We start from the raw sequence: 19,992 nt of genomic DNA, 5'->3' as shown, positions 1-19,992 counted from the left end.
CTGTGATTCAGATGATTTTAAATTGCATAGCTGTTGCCTTAAGCATCTATTTTATAGAAGTATGCCAATTTCAACAACGAATTGTTATTAGACCTTCAGAAGTGAAGCCACGTCGATTTTATATCAAAAAGTTTAATAAAAAAAGTTTGTCTAAGAACTTTTATAGAATTTATAAATTCATTGCAGTTCAATCTGTTGGCGGTGCACATATTGAAGACATTTATAAAAATCTCCACAAGGTTATACATGATAAGGGGCTCAAAAAAGAGTTTCAAACTTTTTCTATACTTCTGTCTCAAAGACATGACGTTGATGTGGGCCTCGATTATTTAAAGGAAAAATTAGACTTCGAAGAAGGTCATATTTTTGTAGACATTCTCATCAGTATGACAGAATCAGGTTTGTCATCAATGACATTTCAAAAATTAGACCACATGATGTTTCAAAAATACTTGTCAGAAATTAGATTACAAACTGAGCGTGTGAAACAAAGTTATTTTTATGCAGTTGTGGTATTTACACTTGTGGTGGTGGGAATGCTTTTGATTCCATTAATTCACCAGATGGTGTTTTCAACAAATAAAATATTTATATAAGGAGCGTATTATGCGGAAAATTTGTAGAAAGTGGTTCTTAAGAGTAAGAGAAGAAAGAGGGGATTTTGGAATGAATGCAGTTATTGGGATTGCCATTGGCCTTATCGTAGCTGCCTTTGTATTGCTTCCTGGGATTAGAGGGTTTGCAGATACAATTGTGAAAGATTTGCAGAATTGGTGGGACACAGGAATTGCCTCCAATTTATTTCCAAGTAATTAGATGGCAGTAGATCAAGCCGTTGTCACTGGCGTAGTGATTGTGATAATCGTTGTCCTCTTTATGATGTTTCTGGATTTGCTTTCGCCCTTAATCTTGCAGCATGAATTTAAGGCATGTTGTCGGCCATATGTGTTTATGGCAGAATCTGAAAATGGCCTGTCATTAAATGATCAAAAACGTTTAAAAGAGGCATTAACACAACTTGGTATAAAAAATATTGAATTGTCAATTGCGGAAAAGGGGACATCAAAACGGATGACGGTGATTCCTTTTTCAGTGAAAGGAGAAATCCATATTGATGGCTTTAAGAGTCTTTTTGAAAGAGAACAACGGGTTTTGGAAATTCAATTTGAAGCCACTCAAATTGCCAGACGCATTAAAGTATTTGAATAACGATGGAATGGCCTCTATAGGGATGGTCATGATCTTATTTTCAATGGCCTTGCTTGTTCTATACCCTTTAATTCTAGGAATAATGGCAGGTACTGTGATCGAAACAGTCAAACAAGAAGTTACTCTGGCATCTGAAATAGCAGCAGTTGACTTGTTGACAGATCTTTCAACGGAAGCACTTGGTGAAAGGCGGTTTGAGTTTGATGTAGATCTTAAAAGTGCTTATAGAACACTTTTGATTGAACGGTTAAAGGAAGTTTCAGTTCCTGTTAAACCAGACAACTTAGTGGTTAACTGGCATGTTGAAAGAGAAGGTGGCGTTATTGAAGTGGCATACACATTTTTATATGGGGGAATTTTACAATTTGAAGCTAAGGAAATGAATGTTTCATTTTCGGTTCAGGTCCCCATTGATGATTAGGGAGAAGGCATGAGAAAATTTATTGTTGCAGGAATTTTAATTGTGTTGGGTCTATTACTTACAGCGGCTGAAGTTTCTTGGGTTAAGGAAAGCCAAACATCATCAAAGGTTAGGGTTGTTGCGATAGCAAAGGCTATAACAGCAGGTGATAAAATTAGGCCTTCAGATTTGAAGTATGTTGAACTTGATGAGGCTTTGTATTACAACGGGTATATTGATGACCAAGAAATTGCCATAGGTCAAACGGTCCGCTTCAATATGCAAGAAAAGACACTTGTTACACGACAGCATTTGGAAGAACAAGCCTTTAATAAACCTGGTGAAGGAAACAGTATGACTGCTTTGAAGTTAGAGCCTGAACTCGCACTTTGTTGGGCGTTTGAAATTGGTGAATCTGTCTGTGTGACTTTTACAGATGTTGGCGGAAGTTATACAGATTTAGGACAAGTAAAAATTAAGGCGGTGTATGACAGTTATATGGAAGCTGGCGGTATGTCAGAATATGTCTTATTGGAAGGTGATTCTTTTGTTATTTCCAATATTGTAAAGCATAGGAAGTTGGGAAGACTTGAACTTGTAAAACAGGATGTCAGCGCGTCTATAAAATGATATAATAATTCCAAATAGATTTTGGGTGGGCATTATGGATTATAATAAACTATCAAAAGAATCATTGATTCACGAAATTGAGCAGTTAACTCAAATGGTGGATCATTTAAAAATGGATATTAGTGGATACACGCGTAATGTACAGCATGTCCTAAACACAGTGAGTGTTCAAACGTGTTGGATTGGGACGGATTATTCTGTATTTTGGCATAATGGACATTCTGTTGTTAAGCGTGGTGAACTAAAATGCTATCAGATGTTTTTTGGTTTGCCCGATGTTTGTGAAGGCTGCCAAATGCTTCAAGTACAAAATTCAAAAATAGGCATGAGTTTTATGCACCCTTCTGGAAAGAATATTTTTCAAATTCCATCTGGGGATTCAGGTATTTTGGAGTTTCATATGGATTCACCAAATGAATACATTGAAAAATCATCGGATCAGAAAATTATTGAACAGTATAGGTCTGAAAATGAGGCGTTATTGACTCGAAACGAAACGCTCCTAAGTACTTTTCAGATGTTTTCAAAAGCATTGAAAACGCCACTTAGAGCACTTAATGGCTATTTTTTAACGCAAACAGATGCTTTAAAAGGCTCATATTTTGAAGCGTTGAAAAACAGTTCAGAGCAAGTGATGGAGACTTTAAATAAGTTTATGGTGCTTGGTAAATTTGAAGCGGGAAGAACCTTGTTTCGTAAAGAAGAATTTAAGCTTCTTAATATAATATCAGATGCCACAGCTCAAGCACGATTGGCTGGGAAAAGTGGTGACATTCACTTGGTATGTGCACCAACGATTCCAGAAGTTGTTAAAGGTGACGCGCTTAATTTTAGACTGATGCTTGATTTTCTATTTGAAGCGATGTTGTTTGTTTGTAAATCAGGAACGCTTGAGATTTCAGTCACAGAAGTTTCTCAAACCCAGAGTCGACTTTTTTTGAAAATAGCAATGCGAGGCGAAAAGGCACCAAGCCGAAGTATAAATGAAATCCTTATAGAAACAGAAGCGTTTAATACGTTCACTGATTTTGAAACTTATTCTGCCGCTTTAGGTTTGCAACTTGCAACTAAGATAATTGCCATGCAAAATGGAACTTTAGAGGTTTTTGAAGGCTTGGATGAAGAAGTGTATATTGACGTTATGGTTAAATTGGACAAACTTTTCCCCAAGGGATGGTTAGACCCTCAATATGACAGGCATGAAAAAAAACGTATCCTCATTGCCGATCATGATAAACCAGAAGTTCCATTTGAAGTGTTTTCCGATTATGAGGTTTATTTCGCTGAAACTGGACAAGAAGCACTGGAACTCTATTTTGATGTAAATCCAGATATGGTTTTGGTTCATGTTGCCATTGAAGCGTGTGATGGATTTGAAGTCTACGATGAAATTGAGAGAAGACGTAAAGAACCCGTTCCAATTATTGCCATGAGTCATAAGCTCATTGATAATGAACGGATCTTCATGCAGGACTATGGTTTTGACGATTACATTTCAAAACCATTGACAGAAGACAAAATACGCATGTTGGTATCTAAATTTTTGTAAACATTAATGTTTGATTAAAAAGGGCGCTGAGGCGCCCTTTTGTGATATAATCAGTTTAGAAAAAAAAGGATTGGAGTATTTATGAAACTTAGGTTAATTGCTACAGCAGTATTTGGACTTGAAGCTATTGTAGCACAGGAAATTAAAGACTTGGGATTTGAAAATGTCATCACTGAAAATGGTCGTGTGCTTTTTGATAGTGACGCAGCTGGCCTCGTCAAGGCGAATTTATGGATTCGAACAGCGGAGCGAATTTTTTTGTGTGTGGGTCAGTTTAAAGCAAAAACTTTTGAGCAATTATTTCAAGGCGTAACAGCGTTACCTTGGGAAGCCTATATACCAAAAGATGCAGCTTTTCCTGTGGATGCGAATTCTGTAAAATCTACCCTGTTTAGTCTTTCGGATATACAGAGTATTAGCAAGAAAGCAATTGTTAAGCGGCTTGTTAAACTCCATAAAACAGAGTGGTTTGAAGAGACCGGTGAAACTTACCGGATTCGGGTTTCCATTTTAAAAGATGAAGTAACCGTTGCGATTGACACATCGGGAACAGGTCTTCATAGACGTGGTTATCGTGAAAAAGCCAATGAAGCGCCTCTTAAAGAAACCCTTGCCGCTGGTCTTATAGCAGTGAGCAAATGGACACCAGACCGCCCCTTTATTGATCCATTTTGTGGGTCTGGGACTTTGGTAATTGAAGCGGCAATGAAAGCAAAAAATATAGCGCCAGGTTTGAACCGCCAGTTCGATTGTGAAAAATGGCGTTGGATTCCAAGTGAATTATGGAAGGCAAGTCGGAAAGAAGCTTATGAAGCCATTGAGCAAACACTAGACATTCAACTGGAAGGTTATGATATTGATCCTAAAGCTGTTGAAATTGCGCGTGAAAATGCTGAATTAGCGGGTGTGGATGATATCATTCATTTTCAAGTTAGAGATATTCGAGACTTTAGTACAAAAAAACAATACGGTACAATTCTATGCAACCCACCTTATGGGGAACGGTTAAATGATATAAAAGAAGTAGAAAAATTAGTTTTTACAATGGGACAAGTTTTTGATAAATACCCAACTTGGTCTAAATATATTCTTACAGCTTTTGAAGCGTTTGAGACATTTTATGGTCAAAAGGCAACGAAAAACAGGAAACTCTATAACGGACGCATTAAAACACATTTTTATATGTATTTTGGGGCGCGACCACCGCGAAAAAATGTGACTTCAGAAGAGGCTAGATAGATGAAGAAAGGCCGTATTTTTTCAAGTATTGTATTGATTGGGTGCCTTTTGTTAGTCTTTCAATTTGACCATCTTGTGGGATTTGCACTAAAGTGGATGGGTGAAGATTTTGCCATTGCACAAACTTATATTTTTAATCAAAATGACGATTTTGTGTATCGAGGTGAGATTATTACTTTAGAAGATGCATATGTTATTGTAGACCCAACTGAGATGACGTATGTAAACGCTGATGGAAGAGCACTGTGGACCAAAAAATTAGCATCGAGGAACTTTGCGGTCTCAGGTGGGAAGCAAGTAACTGCGATAGCTGAAAAAAAAGCTGGAGACATTTTTCTGATTGATTCAGAAGGCGATATATTAGCTTCAGTTTTAGGCCTTGGAAAGATTGATTCGATAACCTTATATGATGACCTCTATGTAAGTGCTTTAAAAACAGATGGTGAAATTGTTCTTTTGGATAACAAACTTAAATTGATCAGCAATCTCAAGCTTCCCAAAGGATTTTTGTTGGATTATGATGTTAATGTAGACCGTCAAGATATAGTGGCCTCAGTTTTGGATTTAAGTCGAACACCAATTAACAGCAAGTTATTTTTGGCCTCTATTGATGGCACCATTACCAGTGGAAGTAATTTAAATGATGAAATTGGATTTGAGATGTATTTAATTGAGAATGGTGTCGGTTTAATTTCGGATTCTGCTTTCCATATTTTTGACTATAAGGGAGCAGAAATCAATACGGTGTATTTTGATCGCACCGTTCAACAGTTTTGTTTTCATAAACATGCCGAAACCTTATGGGTTAACTTGGTGGATTCAAATTCGGATTTAACGGTTCCTAAAGCTAAAAGTGAAGTGATTGTTTATGATTTTAACGGCGACACTTTAGGACTTTTTAAACCTGAGCTAATGGCTATAAAAGGGATGACCCCAATAGGCGAAAACATGATACTCTATAACGATACCGAGGTAGTGCTTGTAAATTCTGCCGGTGAAGTCTTAGACGTTTACTCTGGAAAAGAAACAATTGAAAAGGTACATTCAGTTTCTGATAAAGGGTTTGCAATAGAATATTTAAATGAACTAGAAGTTTATGTAAGGAAGTGATGGTTATGAATGGTTTTAATTGGGCAGATGTTCTAGCAGCATTTATTTTAGTATTTAGTATGTATTATGGCTGGAAAAAAGGGTTTATAGTGGCTGCTATTGATTTTATCAAGTGGATTGCCGCAATTATCCTTGCAAGGCTATTTCACCTACAATTTACGACATTTATCAAGAATACACTTTGGGATCCAACAGAAGCCGTCGGAGGCCATGTACGGAATTTTTTAACGGACTTACTGGGCTATGATAAACTTACAGAGGCGTCTCTTACTCAGAATCAAATTACTGAAGCGCTAGAAACCCTTAATTTGCCCGAACAATTGGAAACCGTTATTTCCAATGGCCTAAATGAAAATATGGTGGCAACCTCCATTGGATTTGTGGAAGAGGTAACCGTTCATTTGACGCAAATGATTGTAAATGGATTGGGCTTTTTAGTCCTTGTTGTACTCCTCTTAATGGCTTTTGGAATTGTACAAGTTTTGGGTAACTTTATAGCAAAACTCCCAATATTAAAAGAACTCAACCAAGGGGCAGGCCTAATTATGGGTGGCATTATCGGGTTAATTACGGTTTATTTTATAATGGCTATTTTAACTTACATTCCAACATTTTCTTGGTCAAGAGAAGCCATTGTTGCAGTGGAAGACTCTAAGTTTGCCATATATTTTTATAAGTACAATATTTTGCAGTATGTGTTCAATACAATTATTATACAAGGCAGTCTGAAATTATGATGGAGGTGCTAGCGATGGAAATTAAAATAGATGCGAGAGGTCTTGCGTGTCCCAAACCTGTAATAGAAACAAAGAAAGCTTTAGACGGAATTGGAGAGGGCAATATCATTACAGTTGTAGACAATGAAGTTGCGCGCGATAACGTTTCAAAATTTGCGAAAAGTAGAAATTTGCATTTCAGTGTTTCTGAAACAAATGGCGCCTATGAAATCAGTATATTTAAAGGGTCTTATGCACAAGGGTTGGAAGATATGGTCCAAAAAAGACCTGACTTAGCCAATTCAGTTGTTGTAATTGGGAGTGAGTTCATGGGCCAAGGTTCAGAGGAGTTGGGGCGCATTTTAATGAAAGGCTATCTTTACGCACTTACAGAATATGAACCCTATCCAAAATCAGTGATATTATTGAACTCGGGTGTAAAACTCAGTACAGTTAACACTGCAGCGATTGAGTCTTTAAAGAAACTTTCGGATTTAGGAACTGAAATTATAAGTTGCGGGACATGTCTGGATTATTATCATCTAAAAGAGATGGTTATGGTGGGTGAAATCTCGAATATGTATACAATCGTGGAGAAAATTAGCGAAGCGAACAATACCATCACGTTTTAACGGAGGCAAGCATTGAGAGATACAATTTTTATGTTTTTAGCTTTTGAATCTACACATCAGGCCATTCATTTTGAACACCTCTTGTTGCCACATTTTGCAATAGAAATGATTCCAACACCTAGAGAAGTAACCGCAAGTTGTGGACTGAGTTTAAAGTTTGAAGTGGATGATTTTCAGATGATTCAAAAGGAATTGGCGTCAGAAAATTTAAGCCGGCTCAGGGTGTTTTTATACACCCGTGATGGAAATGGAAGCAAAGCAGTAGAAGTGAATTGGGGGTGAGGTCGTGCCATTGAAATTAGAAATTGGAGATGTAATCACGACAAAAAAAGAACATCCTTGTGGCTCAAATGCTTTTGAGATTACGCGCGTTGGCGTGGATTTTAGAATCAAATGTCAAAAATGTCATAAAGAAATATGGATCCCTAGAGTAAAGCTAGAGAAACGGATTCGCACCATAACCAGAGATGGTGTTCAAGTACCAAAATAAAAAAATCCTTGTCAGATACAGGGACTAGTGATATAATCCATATGTTGTAAGTGTGGCAAATTGCCATAACTTCTCTGCTCTCACAAAATTAGAGGGCCATTATGACCATAGGGAGGTGTAAAAGATGAGAAAATATGAAACGCTTTTTATTTTGAGACCATCGCTTGAAGAAGAAAAGCGCAATGAAGTCATTGAAAAATTCAAAGGCATTATTGCTGCTGACGGCGAAGTTGAAAAAGTGGAAGAGTGGGGAAACAGAAGACTCGCTTATGAAATCGAAAAGATTCGAGAAGGTTACTATGTACTTGTAAACTTCAAAGCGAACCCATCACTTCCAAAAGAACTCGAAAGAAATTTCAGAATTTCTGACGACGTAATGCGTTACATCGTCGTAAATTTAGAAGAAAAGTAGATTGAAAGCGGGGGCTCAACATGAATAGTGTAGTTTTAATAGGACGTTTGGTAAGAGACCCGGAATTAAGATTCGTACCCGGAAGCGGGATGGCTGTTGCCAATTTCACTATGGCAATTGACAAAGGCCTAACGCGTGAAAAAAAACAAGAATTTGAAAGCCAAGGCAAACCCACTGCAGATTTTGTGAGAATCGTTGTTTGGGGAAAACAGGCAGAAAATTGTTCTCAATATTTGGCAAAAGGCAAACTGGTTGCGATCCAAGGATCGATTCAATCCGGAAGTTATAAAACAAATACCGGAGAGACGAGATATACAACAGATGTCCTAGCCAACCGAGTTGAATTCCTCGAATGGGGAGACAAATCGCAGTCATCACCGAAAAATGATGATTTCAGCTTTGGGAGTGGGAATTTTGACGATTTCCAATCCATTGAAGACGATGATGACGTTCCATTCTAATAGAAGGAGGGAAAATCAATGATCAAAAGACGTAGAAAAAGAAAAGGTTGTTCTTTTTGTCAAGATAAAATCGATTCAATCGATTACAAAGATACAAAAAAATTGCAGAAATATCTTACTGAAAGAGGCAAAATTCTTCCAAGAAGAGTAACTGGAAACTGCGCCAAGCATCAAAGAATGGTTACAAGTGCCGTTAAACGCGCTAGAATCGTAGCACTTTTACCATTTGTAAACGATTAATTAAAGAACGCCCGGGTCAATTTTATTACCTGAGGCGTTTTTATTTTTTTTGTAACATCTGCTTAAAAGAGTCGCTAAATAGTGTATAATCGTTAATAAGACTAGAAAAATAAACGGAGGCATATCCCATTGAATCGTACAAATAAAATTACTGAAGCAGGATTATTTTCGGCAATACTCGTTATTTTCATAGTGGGTGCTTTTTACATTCCAATATTAGGTGGTCTTATGACCTTGTTTTTGCCACTTTCTACACTTGTGCTTACAACGCGGAATAAAGTTTCTTATGTTGTTGTTTCAGCACTTGTCGCTGGTCTGATTTCAAGTGCTTTGGTGACCCTTGTATATGGTGTTGGTATGGCCCTTATTGCCCTTGCTGTCGGCCTTCCCATTGGACTTATGGTCAAACGGGGGCAAAAACCTTTACATGCTGTTTTCGCAGGTGGAATTGGTGCTGTAATTGCTTTTTTTCTTTTGTTTTTTCTGCTGGAATGGACAACTGGCATTTCGTTGATGGAAGAAATTGAGCACAGTTTTACTATGTCCATGGATTTTCAAGACACAATGCGTGAGACCTTAACGGGTTTTGGAATGGATGGTGCTGAAGAGACCTTTGAAGAATCACAGCAGATTTTGGAAGATATGTTGTATCTAATGGGCTTAATCCTACCCTCTATTTTAATTATTTTTTCCATGTTTTACGCACTTGTGAATTTGGCTATGGCACAGCAGATTTTTAAACGCATTAAGATTAATTACCACCCAATGGGGCGTTTTTCTGAGTTTTCTTATCCAAGACACCTGGCATACGGTAGTGCAGGTATGGTGGCTCTGGCGTATTTTATTGGGAATATGGGATGGATTGACGCAGAACTTTTGGTTTCCAATTTTATGTATCTTTTTTTGATGATCTTTGGATTTCAAGGCTTTGCAGTTTTATATTTTTACTTGCTTAAATTTTTCGGGAAAATTCCTTCGCGCATACTGTTGGCTGCTTTTTTCTTGATGGGTGGCTTTCAATATGTCGCTTTGTTTGGATTTATGGACGTGCTGTTTAACTTTAGAAAAATCGGCGTATCAAAGGAGTAACTTATGGGAAACAACAAAATGGGAAACCCGTTTAAGGAACCATTGAACATCTATTTAATCATCATGGGAATTTTGGTAGGTGTTGTGGCTTATTATGACGCTTTGCTTGGTTTTGCTGGTGTGGTCCTACTTATGGGGCTTGTATTCTTTAATTGGTATTCCAATCGGTCTCGCTCAAAAAAATGGCGCAAATACATTGAAAAATATTCCATGCACATTGACAATGCAGCGCGATATGCAGTATTTAACTTACCTGTGCCACTTGTAGTTGTTGACATTGAAGGTAAAATCAACTGGTATAACTCCAAGTTTACAGACTTATTGGAAGAAAAAAGCATTATGGGTAAAAGCCTTGGCGCTGTTGTGGGTGGCATTCAGCTGGATCAATTGCAGAATCAAGAAAGACAATCGGGGATTAAAGTCGGCGATCGAATCTACGACATCTATCCGAACATGGTTGCGCTTGACGAGGCTTCAGATTCAGAGCTTTTAATTATGCTGTATTGGTTTGATACAACGGACTATTCCACCCTAAAGACCAAGTATGAAGATGAAAAGCCAGTGGTTGCCATGATTAATGTGGACAATTATGAAGATGTTATGAACGAAACGAAAGAAGACAAAATTCCATTTGTGACCTCTGAAATTGAAAAGAAAATTAATTTATGGGCAACCCGCATGAATGGTATGATCAAGAAATATCAAAATGACAAATACCTTGTTATTTTTGAGCATAAGTACTTGGAACACTTGGAAGCGAAACGGTTTTCCATTGTAGATGAAGTGCGCGAAATTGATGCGGGCAATAAAATTCCAGTGACTTTAAGTATTGGAATTGGTATTAATGGCACCACCCCTGCACAACTTGAAGAAGATGCGTATGCCTCATTAGAACTGGCGCTTGGACGTGGTGGCGATCAAGCGGTTCTTAGAAAAAAGAATGCTTTTGAATTCTATGGGGGCAAAACTAAAGCCGTTGAAAAAAGAAATCGGGTCAAAGCCCGTGTTATTGCGCATGGTTTTAGGACGTTAGTAGATGAAAGTGCCCGCGTTATTGTTATGGGCCACCGAATGCCAGATATGGATTCCTTTGGAGCCGCTGTAGGTGTTTACCGTAGTGTCATTAATCGCGGAAAAGAAGCTTATATTGTACTTAACACAGTGACAGATGCGATACTAAATGTGCATGAGAATTTTAAAGATAACTCACTCTATCGTTTTATTGATTCTGATAAAGCCCTTGAACTTTTAGATGACGACACCTTGGTTGTTGTGGTTGATACCCATAAACCGTCTCTTACAGAGTGTCCAGAACTTGTGGAACAATCAGACAATGTTGTTGTAATTGACCACCATAGACGGAGTACAGAGTTTATTGAAAAAGCAGTTCTTAAATATCTGGAGCCATATGCATCCAGCACCTCTGAGTTAATCGCTGAGTTGATTCAATACATGGAAAACAAGCCTAAAATTGAAAAAGAAGAGGCAGATGCTTTGCTTGCAGGGATTACAGTGGATACTAAAAATTTCAGTCTTAAAACGGGTGTCCGAACATTTGATGCAGCTGCCTATTTAAGACGTCAAGGAGCGGATACAATTCGTGTACGCCAACTGTTTCAGGATGATTTGGAAACCTTTATCGACAAGGCCACAATTGTAGGAACCGCAATTCGATATAGAGAGAGTATTGCCATATCTACTTCTGATATATCCAGCGAAAGCATTCAACTTATTGCAGCCCAAGCAGCGGATGATTTGCTGAACATAAGAGGCATTAATGCATCTTTTGTAATTGCACAAAAGACAGATGGCATGGTTATTATATCGGGCCGTTCTCTAGGTGAAGTCAATGTTCAAGTGATTTTAGAATCTCTTGGTGGCGGCGGGCATCTTGAAGTAGCGGGTGCACAATTTGAAGAAACGGATGTGATGACTGTTAAAGAACAGTTGATTCACGCCATTGATGAATATTTTGAGGAAGGAGTCGTAAAATGAAGGTCATACTATTAAAAGACGTAAAAGGAACAGGAAAAAAAGGGGATATTCTTAATGCCAGTGATGGACATGCCCGAAATTTCTTAATTCCAAGAGGTCTTGCAAAAGAAGCAACAGATGGCAATGTAAAAGAAATGGAACATCATAATGCAACCCAAAAAAAACGTCAGCAAGAAGCTTTGGACGAAGCGAAAGCACTTGCTGAACGGTTGAATCAGATTTCTGTTCAGTTTAAGACAAAGGCAGGAGAAGGGGGCCGACTTTTTGGCTCTATAACAAGTAAAGACATTGCTGAAGCATTAAAGAAAGAGCACAATTTGGATATTGATAAAAAGAAAATCGGTTTAGATCAACCCATCCGGTCTTTAGGAACGACAAAAGTACAAATAAAAGTTTATCCTAAAGTGAGTGCGACCATTAGTGTACAAGTTCATGAAGCATAAAAGAACAAAGAAGATTATATTCTAGAGGATTCTAGTTTTAATCTTCTTTTATTCAAAGAAAAAGAGTCAGAATAATCAGACGAGGAGATAGGGTATGTTAAATTCAATAAAAACAGAAATTAAGAAAACAGTTGTGGGCAAAACACATGCAATTGAATCCATTATGATTGCACTACTTTCTGAAGGACATGTTTTAATAGAAGACCTCCCAGGGTTAGGCAAAACAACGCTTGCGAAATCTTTTGCAAAAGCCTTAAACTGTACTTTTACAAGAATCCAATTTACACCAGATTTAATGCCATCGGACTTAATCGGTGTGTCTATATATGATAAAAATGCGCAGAAATTTGTTTTTCAAAAAGGGCCACTTTTTACCAACATTCTACTTGCAGACGAAATCAACAGAACGTCTCCTAAGACGCAATCCAGTTTGTTGGAGGCAATGGAAGAACTACAAGTGACCATTGATGGCACCACTTATGGCTTGACCCCGCCCTTTTTAGTGATTGCAACTGAAAATCCCATTGAGCTTCAAGGCACATTTCCACTTCCGGAGGCTCAACTTGACCGGTTTATGATGCGGGTCAATCTTGGATATCCAACAGAGTCTGAAGAGTTAGAAATTCTATCCCAAAAAGACAAGCCAATGGAAATAAGTCCCGTTGTAACATTGGCGGATTTTTTAGAGTTGAAATCAAAAATGAATGATGTTTTCGTAGACCCCGCCTTAAAAGCCTATATTGTTTCTCTTATGAAAGCGACTCGCGAGCATGTGGACATCAGGCTTGGTGGAAGCCCTAGAGCTTCTGTACACCTTTACAAGGGCGCAAAAGCCAAGGCACTTCTAAATCAAAGAGCGTATGTGATACCAAGTGATATCTCTACCTTGTTTGAAACCGTTGTGGGCCATCGGATCATTTTAAAAGGGGAAGCTCAATACAGGGGCACTTATGTTAGGGAAATCTTGGAATCCATATTAAATTCAGTGGAAGTTCCAAAGGTAACCCGGTGAAAGCGAGTGGACCTATGACGAAATTATACAAACTAGCATTTCATATTTTACTGTCAGGGGTTAGTGTAATTGCCATTTTGTCGGGTGCAAAAACCATCTATTATTTTGCACTTGTACTCATTACAGTTCGAGTGGGCGCCTATTTAATGGTGAAACACCATCAAAAGAATATTTTTGTTCTGTATTATACCAGCGAGAAAAATATAGAAACTGGTGATCGTCTGGAAGTGGAATATAAGGTTTCCAATACCAGTATGATTCCCATTGCTCATAGTTTAATTGAGTTTAAATTGGACAATAAAATGAACGTTACTGGAAAATTAAAAGAAATGGCCTTTTTTGGAAGTCAAGCGCAAGTCAACTTTACCAAACACATTTTATGCAAACGCAGGGGGTATTATAAGGTAGGTCAAGTTTCTGTATCTGTGTTTGATCCACTTTTACTGGAGCAAAGATCTGTTTTTTTTGACAAAGAAATTGATGTTGTCGTACACCCTAGAGTGGTTTCGATTAATGGGACCGCCTTTCATCCAAAAGATTTGTACGGCACTTTGAAATCCAATCGCAAGACACTTGAAGACAGAACAAACCTTGTGAACATTCGGCCCTATACTCAAGGCGACCAAATGAAGAACATTCACTGGAAACTCAGTGCTAAAAAAGACACCCTGTTGACCAAAGAATTTGAACAAACGGTGAGCAGTAAACTTGTCTTATTAGTGGATGGAAGCGTGGGACACTTTGAGAATGGCTATTCTTATGATCAAGAAGAGCTCTTGGTTTCATTTGCCGCGTCACTGGTAAAAGCAATACTGGATGAAGGCATGCAAATTCGAATGGTATTAAATGATGGGGAACAAACACAAGTGGAAACAGCTTCTAAAAATGATTTTTCAAAAGTACTCGAAAGTTTGACGCAATTTCAGTCCGTAAGTGAGGTGCCTTTTGACGTGTTCACGTCTCAGTTTAAGTTGCCTACATCTGAAGATGAAAATCTAGTGATGCTTACCCCTTTTGTAACCCCTCAACTAAGAGCCCAAATCGATCGGCCTGGCGCCACAACTATGGTGTTTACGTTTTCTGGGAATACAGCACCCATGCGCTACATTAAGGCTCAGTATATAGATCAAATATTGGGGGTGACTGCTTATGAGTCGTAATGTTTATAAGTGGCTCCCGGGATTGCTTATTGTACAGGCTCTTTTTTGGGTTGCTGTAGATTTTATTCCCTTTGGTTTAACGGGACTGAACTTGTTAAGTGTTTCTATCTGTACTTATCTCGGACTCCTTGTTTTGATACGGTATAGAAAACACGCCTTGTATTTATTTGCAGGACTTGCTGGAATTGTTGTGTTAACATACCTTGCAGATGCAGGGGCATCTTTTTACGCCGACTGGCGGGAGGTGGCCTACCCTTTTAATTGGCTGATAGACTTTAGGGCACAACTGGATTATGGGCATCTTCTTCGGTATATAGAATGGCTTATGAATCGAACAGACTTGCCTGGAAACACACCTTATGAACTTATTTTTGCAGGAGCGGTTTCTGCTGGCATTACCTTAGCGTTTATGGTAACGGTTCGGTTTAAACCCTTAAAAATTCTATGGATTGGACCACTATTCTTCTTTATTGTGATGTGGTATCGCTATGTGTCCTTTTCATGGGGCATTTACCTGACCTATTTTTCAGGTCTATTTGCGATGTTGATTATGGAAGTACATGAGTATTTTGTCAAATCCCATTCAACCTATGATGGGACCCACCATCCCACTTGGAAAGTTTATGTTTATGGATTAAGTCTGAGTGTTCTTTTGATTTTTTTCACCAATGCACTGTATATAATGACACCTCATAATGCAATTCGAAGTGGTTTTGATGCTGTGATTCCAAATGTTTGGGGGGCTAGAACAGATTATAACACAGACAACATGCGGATTTACGCCCTTTGGAATACACCCTATCAAAATGACCCCAATGCGCTTGGGGGACCAGTTGGTCCAATGAATAGAGAAGATCCACTTTTCTGGGTGACAATGGCTGACAATGCGCCGCTGACCCTATATCTAAAGACCAATGTTAAATCCATCTATACAGGGAAAAATTGGCAAAATCCGAAACAGGTCTTTAAAAATCGATTTGCAAACTACAGGGCCACTCCTGAAAACATAAAACTGTTGGAAACAGGTGACCACAAGACATTAAATGGAACTTTGGAAATGGATTTGCTAAAAACAACAACCTTGATTGCGCCAATGGGCACCTATGAAACGTCGCTTGATCCAGAGAAAATTTTTACATCTACAGAAAATGAAGGCTTCTTTAAAGCTGGATTATTGGCACGGAACTTAAAGTCGTATACTTTCGCGGCTACTGGAATGGATTTTGGATTTCCAGAGGATGCTGACTACTTGCAATTGCCTGAAGGTATAGATTCAAGAACCTTTGAACTGGCTGAAAGTTTAGGGCGGCTTGGGAAAACGGACTATGAAAAAGCGGTGGCAATGACACGTTTTTTAATTGACAATTACACCTATGAACTGGCAGTCCCAACGTTTAGGACGAACGAAGATTTTGTCAGTGCTTTTTTATTTGAGACCCAGGAAGGCTACTGCACCTATTTTGCATCTGCTCTAACTGTAATGGCCCGGATCAACAGGATTCCTGCCAGGTATGTAGAAGGTTTTAGAGTGGATACAGAAGCTTTTGTTAAGGGAAGTGGTCGGGCAAAAGTCACTGAAGCAGATGCCCATGCTTGGACGGAACTTTATTTAGACGGGTATGGCTGGGTTATTTTTGAAAGTACACCCCCTTACAGTGGGCCGCTTGAGACAGATTATTCTCCTGGGCTATCTGACCTGCTTGAGCCTAGTTACACTGAAGGGGATCCTGAAAATGATTTACCAGGCAGTACAGAAGCAGTTGATGAGAGCCAATTTTTAATTGAAAGGGATGGGGGGAGACCGGATATAGAAACGGTTTATGCAGGACCTGGTGAAACAGCAAGCATGCCTTTGCCCGTAAAAATTAGTTTAGCGGTTTTGGCCGCTCTGATGCTGGCTGCTTCAGTATATCTTATAAAAGTGCCTTATACCTTCTACAAAGGTGGCAGTAAACATACACTTGCAGCGCGACGACTCCACACCCTCCTTTATTTGATTCGGTTAAATCGAGACAATTCTGTCGGTAGAGCACCTGAACACTTGTTTAGACTTTCAGACGTTTTTCCAGAAGTTATTGAAAATTGGCTCAAAGTCCTTTATGATCGAAAAGACCGGGTTAAGCCTGAAATGCTTGATGAGACACTTGATTCCGTGAAGCCTCATCTAAAAACGCAACTTTTTATGTTTAAAAAACGTAAAGGCATATTTAAGTATTGGTTCTTGATTCTCTATAAGATTCCACATGAAAATCATGATATAATAAGATAAATTGTACGAGAAAGGGAAAGTAATAATGATGCTGAAGACCATGCCACATGATATCAATGCTGAACAGAACGTTTTAGGGTCACTTCTTTTGGATGGAGACCTAATTGGTGATGTGATGGATATCATACATTATGATGAAGAATTTTACAATGAAGCCCATAGAGAAATATTTAGAACTATAAAACGGCTGTTTTCAGAAGGGAAAACAGTGGATTTAATCACTGTCTCAGATGATTTGGTAAAAAATCAGTTGCTCGACGCTGTCGGAGGTTTTGAATATCTAACAGAACTTTCAGATGTTGGCACACTGATTGCAAATGTCTCCAATCATGCGAAAATCATCCACGAAAAATTCATCTTAAGAAGATTGATAAAAACATCAAGTGAGATTGCTGAAAAGGGGTATGAGTCCGTTGATGCTGAACATCTGATTGAAGAAGCAGAGTCTGGCATTTTTGAAATCTCTCAAAATCGGAATAAAAAAGGATTTCAGGCGATTTCTGATGTGCTTCAAACCACATATGATAGAATCGTGCTCTTGCATGACGACCCATCTGCCTTAACAGGTATTCCAACAGGTTTTGATGCTCTGGATGAAAAAACAAATGGTCTCCAGCGGTCTGATCTTGTTCTAGTGGCAGCAAGACCCTCCATGGGAAAGACAGCCTTTGCCCTTAACCTCTGCCAACATGCAGCTGTAAAAGAAAATAAAAGTGTTGCCATCTTCAGTCTTGAGATGGCGGCAGACCAGTTGGCACAAAGACTTTTAGCAGCACAATCTTTGGTTTCAATTGGGGATATTCGAACGGGAAATATCAGTGATGACGATTGGATAAAATTGGCTAGGAGCAGTTCGCAACTGGCAGAAGCAAAAATATTTATAGACGATACACCGGGTATAACCGTTGCTGAAATCAGAAGTAAATGTAGACGGCTCAAAATGAATCAAGGACTTGATGTCATTATGATTGACTACCTTCAATTGATGTCAGGTGGCGGAAAAGTAGAGAACAGACAACAAGAAATATCCACCATTTCAAGGTCTTTAAAAGAAATTGCAAGAGAACTAAATTGTCCTGTAATTGCCCTTTCCCAGCTTTCGCGGGCTTCTGAACTTAGGGCTGACCACAGACCCATTTTGTCTGACCTTAGAGAATCGGGCGCAATTGAGCAGGATGCGGATATTGTTATGTTCCTTTACAGGGACGAGTATTATAATCCAGATACGGTAGATGAATCCTTAAAAGGCATTGGAGAGGTTATAATTGCCAAGCAAAGAAACGGTGAGACCGGCAAAATTTATCTTGCTTGGCTTGGAAAATACACAAAATTTGCAAATACATCGCAAATGAGGTGATCTTGGTGACACCTGTTTTTAGAAAAATCAACCGCTTAGATGTTTACGGCTTTTCAAAATGGGGAAAGCACACAGATCCCCGTTATTTTCAGTATAATATGGACTTTGACCACACGCGTGAATACGATGCTTGGTATTATATGAAGCAACGACTCCTCTTTAGAAAAGTGTATGGTTTGTTTGAAGGGAATGTCATTATTGGATTTGTAACTTTAAAGCATATTAGGTGGCTAAAAGGCATTGCAGAACTTGGCATCGCCATTGACCCATCAAAAACCGGCAAAGGGTATGGCACCCTTCTTTTGGAATCCTATTTGAGGTATGTTTTCAAAACCTATCCCATTCACCAAATGTCGCTAAAAGTTGCTCATTTCAATTTGAGAGCTCAAAAATCTTATGAAAAAGTGGGGTTTATAAAAGTAGGAGAAGTCTATGCCCCGTATGAAGAACAAGGGTATAAGGACATCATCATGACGCAATTTTCAGATCAATTTGACCTAATTGATGGCATTTTATATACCCGATTTTTTCACATGAAAATTGACCGTCAGAAATTTATAGACTAAAACCCGACTCTTCCATACGACAAAGAGACGGGTTTTTATTTTGACATAATGACTGGATAAATCCAATGAAATAGAATATAATAAGGATGTATTTATTATGTATTTTGTATTCATGAAATAACAGTGGAAACGGGGGCGACATGAAGAGTCTTACGCTAAAAGCGCGTGCTAAAATTAACCTGACTTTAGACGTTGTGGGCAAACGAGATAATGGTTACCATGATGTAGAGATGGTTATGCAGCAAATTGATTTATACGATGTTGTAACGGTGACACAGTTAGATCGTCCTGATATTGAGTTGTCCTGTACAGATGATTTTATTCCCACAGATCAACGCAATATTGCGTATAAAGCAGCGCTTCTTATGAAAAAAAGATACAATTTAGAGGCTGGTTTTCAAATAGCCATTGAAAAAAACATACCAGTTGCAGCAGGTCTTGCAGGTGGTAGCACGGATGCGGCAGCTGTCATAAAAGCCATTAACGTACTCTGTCAGCTGAATCTAGAGCTTTCAGATCTCATGGCGCTTGGACTTGAAATTGGCGCAGATGTTCCTTTTTGTATACTGGAAAAATGTGCACTTGCTGAGGGTTTAGGGGAACGGCTTACGCCGATTAGAGGCTTTGAACATGCCTGGATGATTTTGATAAAGCCGGGATTTGGTGTTTCCACAAAAGAAGTCTATAAAGCTTTAAAGTGGGATACCATTGAAAACCACCCAAACACAGAGGCTATGTTAAAAGCACTTAATCAACAGAACAGGCACGATATTCTTTTGAATTTCAGAAATGTTCTTGAGGATGTTACCCTTGACTTGTTCCCGCAAGTGGCAGATATTAAGGCTTTTTTAGTAGGACATAGTGCAGAAGGTGTAATGATGAGCGGGTCTGGCCCAACTGTTTTTGGATTTTATAAGTCTTACGATCGCGCAAAAAGTGCGCATAAGAAAATAAAAAAACACTATCCACACAGTTTTGTGGTTTCAACCTATAACGGTTAATTTGGAGGGGTT

Annotated in this window: 24 protein-coding genes; all 24 read left to right on the top strand. The window is 38.6% G+C overall.

Annotation, left to right across the window (positions count from 1 at the left end; translation table 11 throughout):
* The first annotated feature begins 2 nt into the window (after positions 1–2).
* The 24 genes from JOC49_RS02455 (at position 3) to ispE (ending at position 19,980) form a co-directional block, all read left to right on the top strand.
* Positions 3–596 carry a hypothetical protein gene (locus tag JOC49_RS02455; RefSeq protein WP_204661868.1) on the top strand — a complete coding sequence of 198 codons (594 nt, stop codon included), beginning with the start codon at positions 3–5 and terminating at the stop codon, positions 594–596.
* Positions 597–606: 10 nt separating this feature from the next.
* Entirely contained in the window at positions 607–816 is a 210-nt protein-coding gene (locus tag JOC49_RS02450) for a hypothetical protein (protein ID WP_204661865.1), read from the top strand.
* Positions 817–1,209 carry a hypothetical protein gene (locus JOC49_RS02445; RefSeq protein WP_204661862.1) on the top strand — a complete coding sequence of 131 codons (393 nt, stop codon included), beginning with the start codon at positions 817–819 and terminating at the stop codon, positions 1,207–1,209.
* A complete protein-coding gene (locus JOC49_RS02440; protein WP_204661860.1) occupies positions 1,166–1,630 on the top strand; it encodes a hypothetical protein in 465 nt (154 codons plus the stop codon). The genes JOC49_RS02445 and JOC49_RS02440 overlap by 44 nt, the downstream gene beginning before the upstream one ends.
* A gap of 9 nt (positions 1,631–1,639) precedes the next feature.
* The gene (locus JOC49_RS02435; protein ID WP_204661858.1) at positions 1,640–2,239 is read left to right on the top strand and encodes an SAF domain-containing protein; all 600 of its coding nucleotides are present in this window, start codon (positions 1,640–1,642) and stop codon (positions 2,237–2,239) included.
* Positions 2,240–2,273: 34 nt separating this feature from the next.
* Positions 2,274–3,788, top strand: coding sequence for an ATP-binding response regulator (locus JOC49_RS02430; RefSeq protein ID WP_204661856.1), 1,515 nt, complete (start codon positions 2,274–2,276; stop codon positions 3,786–3,788).
* 81 nt (positions 3,789–3,869) lie between these two features.
* On the top strand, positions 3,870–5,027 hold the full coding sequence (locus JOC49_RS02425; protein WP_204661854.1) for a THUMP domain-containing class I SAM-dependent RNA methyltransferase: 1,158 nt from the start codon (positions 3,870–3,872) through the stop codon (positions 5,025–5,027).
* A complete protein-coding gene (locus JOC49_RS02420; protein WP_204661852.1) occupies positions 5,028–6,137 on the top strand; it encodes a DUF5711 family protein in 1,110 nt (369 codons plus the stop codon).
* A 5-nt stretch (positions 6,138–6,142) separates the two neighbouring features.
* On the top strand, positions 6,143–6,874 hold the full coding sequence (locus tag JOC49_RS02415; RefSeq protein ID WP_204661850.1) for a CvpA family protein: 732 nt from the start codon (positions 6,143–6,145) through the stop codon (positions 6,872–6,874).
* Positions 6,875–6,888: 14 nt separating this feature from the next.
* Positions 6,889–7,485, top strand: coding sequence for a sulfurtransferase-like selenium metabolism protein YedF (yedF, locus tag JOC49_RS02410; protein WP_204661848.1), 597 nt, complete (start codon positions 6,889–6,891; stop codon positions 7,483–7,485).
* A 12-nt stretch (positions 7,486–7,497) separates the two neighbouring features.
* Positions 7,498–7,767, top strand: a complete 270-nt coding sequence (locus JOC49_RS02405) for a DUF3343 domain-containing protein (protein WP_204661846.1) — start codon at positions 7,498–7,500, stop codon at positions 7,765–7,767.
* Positions 7,768–7,771: 4 nt separating this feature from the next.
* A complete protein-coding gene (locus JOC49_RS02400; RefSeq protein WP_204661844.1) occupies positions 7,772–7,975 on the top strand; it encodes a DUF951 family protein in 204 nt (67 codons plus the stop codon).
* Positions 7,976–8,099: 124 nt separating this feature from the next.
* On the top strand, positions 8,100–8,387 hold the full coding sequence (rpsF, locus tag JOC49_RS02395; protein ID WP_204661842.1) for a 30S ribosomal protein S6: 288 nt from the start codon (positions 8,100–8,102) through the stop codon (positions 8,385–8,387).
* A 20-nt stretch (positions 8,388–8,407) separates the two neighbouring features.
* Positions 8,408–8,848, top strand: a complete 441-nt coding sequence (locus JOC49_RS02390) for a single-stranded DNA-binding protein (protein ID WP_204661840.1) — start codon at positions 8,408–8,410, stop codon at positions 8,846–8,848.
* 18 nt (positions 8,849–8,866) lie between these two features.
* Positions 8,867–9,088: a 30S ribosomal protein S18 gene (gene rpsR / locus JOC49_RS02385; protein WP_204661838.1), complete on the top strand. Its 222-nt coding sequence runs from the start codon at positions 8,867–8,869 to the stop codon at positions 9,086–9,088.
* A gap of 129 nt (positions 9,089–9,217) precedes the next feature.
* Positions 9,218–10,177 (top strand): DUF2232 domain-containing protein, encoded by a 960-nt coding sequence (locus tag JOC49_RS02380; RefSeq protein WP_204661836.1) that lies wholly within the window; start codon positions 9,218–9,220, stop codon positions 10,175–10,177.
* Between the two features lie 3 nt (positions 10,178–10,180).
* A complete protein-coding gene (locus JOC49_RS02375) occupies positions 10,181–12,172 on the top strand; it encodes a DHH family phosphoesterase (RefSeq protein ID WP_204661834.1) in 1,992 nt (663 codons plus the stop codon).
* The gene (gene rplI / locus JOC49_RS02370; protein WP_204661832.1) at positions 12,169–12,615 is read left to right on the top strand and encodes a 50S ribosomal protein L9; all 447 of its coding nucleotides are present in this window, start codon (positions 12,169–12,171) and stop codon (positions 12,613–12,615) included. Before JOC49_RS02375 ends, rplI begins: the two co-directional genes overlap by 4 nt.
* Before the next feature lie 94 nt (positions 12,616–12,709).
* Entirely contained in the window at positions 12,710–13,627 is a 918-nt protein-coding gene (locus JOC49_RS02365) for an AAA family ATPase (protein WP_204661830.1), read from the top strand.
* 14 nt (positions 13,628–13,641) lie between these two features.
* Positions 13,642–14,787, top strand: coding sequence for a DUF58 domain-containing protein (locus JOC49_RS02360; RefSeq protein ID WP_204661828.1), 1,146 nt, complete (start codon positions 13,642–13,644; stop codon positions 14,785–14,787).
* Entirely contained in the window at positions 14,777–17,056 is a 2,280-nt protein-coding gene (locus JOC49_RS02355; protein ID WP_204661826.1) for a transglutaminase-like domain-containing protein, read from the top strand. Before JOC49_RS02360 ends, JOC49_RS02355 begins: the two co-directional genes overlap by 11 nt.
* A gap of 25 nt (positions 17,057–17,081) precedes the next feature.
* Entirely contained in the window at positions 17,082–18,413 is a 1,332-nt protein-coding gene (dnaB, locus tag JOC49_RS02350; RefSeq protein WP_204661807.1) for a replicative DNA helicase, read from the top strand.
* Positions 18,414–18,418: 5 nt separating this feature from the next.
* Positions 18,419–18,979, top strand: coding sequence for a GNAT family N-acetyltransferase (locus JOC49_RS02345; RefSeq protein ID WP_341534645.1), 561 nt, complete (start codon positions 18,419–18,421; stop codon positions 18,977–18,979).
* 140 nt (positions 18,980–19,119) lie between these two features.
* A complete protein-coding gene (ispE, locus tag JOC49_RS02340) occupies positions 19,120–19,980 on the top strand; it encodes a 4-(cytidine 5'-diphospho)-2-C-methyl-D-erythritol kinase (RefSeq protein WP_204661803.1) in 861 nt (286 codons plus the stop codon).
* Positions 19,981–19,992: the final 12 nt, after the last annotated feature.

The organism is Fusibacter tunisiensis (assembly GCF_016908355.1).
GTDB classification, from domain to species: domain Bacteria; phylum Bacillota; class Clostridia; order Peptostreptococcales; family Acidaminobacteraceae; genus Fusibacter_D; species Fusibacter_D tunisiensis.
This window is presented reverse-complemented; position numbering and strand designations above follow the sequence as displayed.

Bases quoted from the DNA above. Each gene is read 5' to 3' on its own strand.
- JOC49_RS02450 (WP_204661865.1), top strand. From the start codon at position 607: ATGCGGAAAATTTGTAGAAAGTGGTTCTTAAGAGTAAGAGAAGAAAGA.
- JOC49_RS02445 (WP_204661862.1), top strand. From the start codon at position 817: ATGGCAGTAGATCAAGCCGTTGTCACTGGCGTAGTGATTGTGATAATC.
- JOC49_RS02435 (WP_204661858.1), top strand. From the start codon at position 1,640: ATGAGAAAATTTATTGTTGCAGGAATTTTAATTGTGTTGGGTCTATTA.
- JOC49_RS02430 (WP_204661856.1), top strand. From the start codon at position 2,274: ATGGATTATAATAAACTATCAAAAGAATCATTGATTCACGAAATTGAG.
- JOC49_RS02425 (WP_204661854.1), top strand. From the start codon at position 3,870: ATGAAACTTAGGTTAATTGCTACAGCAGTATTTGGACTTGAAGCTATT.
- JOC49_RS02420 (WP_204661852.1), top strand. From the start codon at position 5,028: ATGAAGAAAGGCCGTATTTTTTCAAGTATTGTATTGATTGGGTGCCTT.
- JOC49_RS02415 (WP_204661850.1), top strand. From the start codon at position 6,143: ATGAATGGTTTTAATTGGGCAGATGTTCTAGCAGCATTTATTTTAGTA.
- yedF (WP_204661848.1), top strand. From the start codon at position 6,889: ATGGAAATTAAAATAGATGCGAGAGGTCTTGCGTGTCCCAAACCTGTA.
- rpsF (WP_204661842.1), top strand. From the start codon at position 8,100: ATGAGAAAATATGAAACGCTTTTTATTTTGAGACCATCGCTTGAAGAA.
- JOC49_RS02390 (WP_204661840.1), top strand. From the start codon at position 8,408: ATGAATAGTGTAGTTTTAATAGGACGTTTGGTAAGAGACCCGGAATTA.
- rpsR (WP_204661838.1), top strand. From the start codon at position 8,867: ATGATCAAAAGACGTAGAAAAAGAAAAGGTTGTTCTTTTTGTCAAGAT.
- JOC49_RS02375 (WP_204661834.1), top strand. From the start codon at position 10,181: ATGGGAAACAACAAAATGGGAAACCCGTTTAAGGAACCATTGAACATC.
- rplI (WP_204661832.1), top strand. From the start codon at position 12,169: ATGAAGGTCATACTATTAAAAGACGTAAAAGGAACAGGAAAAAAAGGG.
- JOC49_RS02365 (WP_204661830.1), top strand. From the start codon at position 12,710: ATGTTAAATTCAATAAAAACAGAAATTAAGAAAACAGTTGTGGGCAAA.
- JOC49_RS02360 (WP_204661828.1), top strand. From the start codon at position 13,642: ATGACGAAATTATACAAACTAGCATTTCATATTTTACTGTCAGGGGTT.
- JOC49_RS02355 (WP_204661826.1), top strand. From the start codon at position 14,777: ATGAGTCGTAATGTTTATAAGTGGCTCCCGGGATTGCTTATTGTACAG.
- dnaB (WP_204661807.1), top strand. From the start codon at position 17,082: ATGATGCTGAAGACCATGCCACATGATATCAATGCTGAACAGAACGTT.
- ispE (WP_204661803.1), top strand. From the start codon at position 19,120: ATGAAGAGTCTTACGCTAAAAGCGCGTGCTAAAATTAACCTGACTTTA.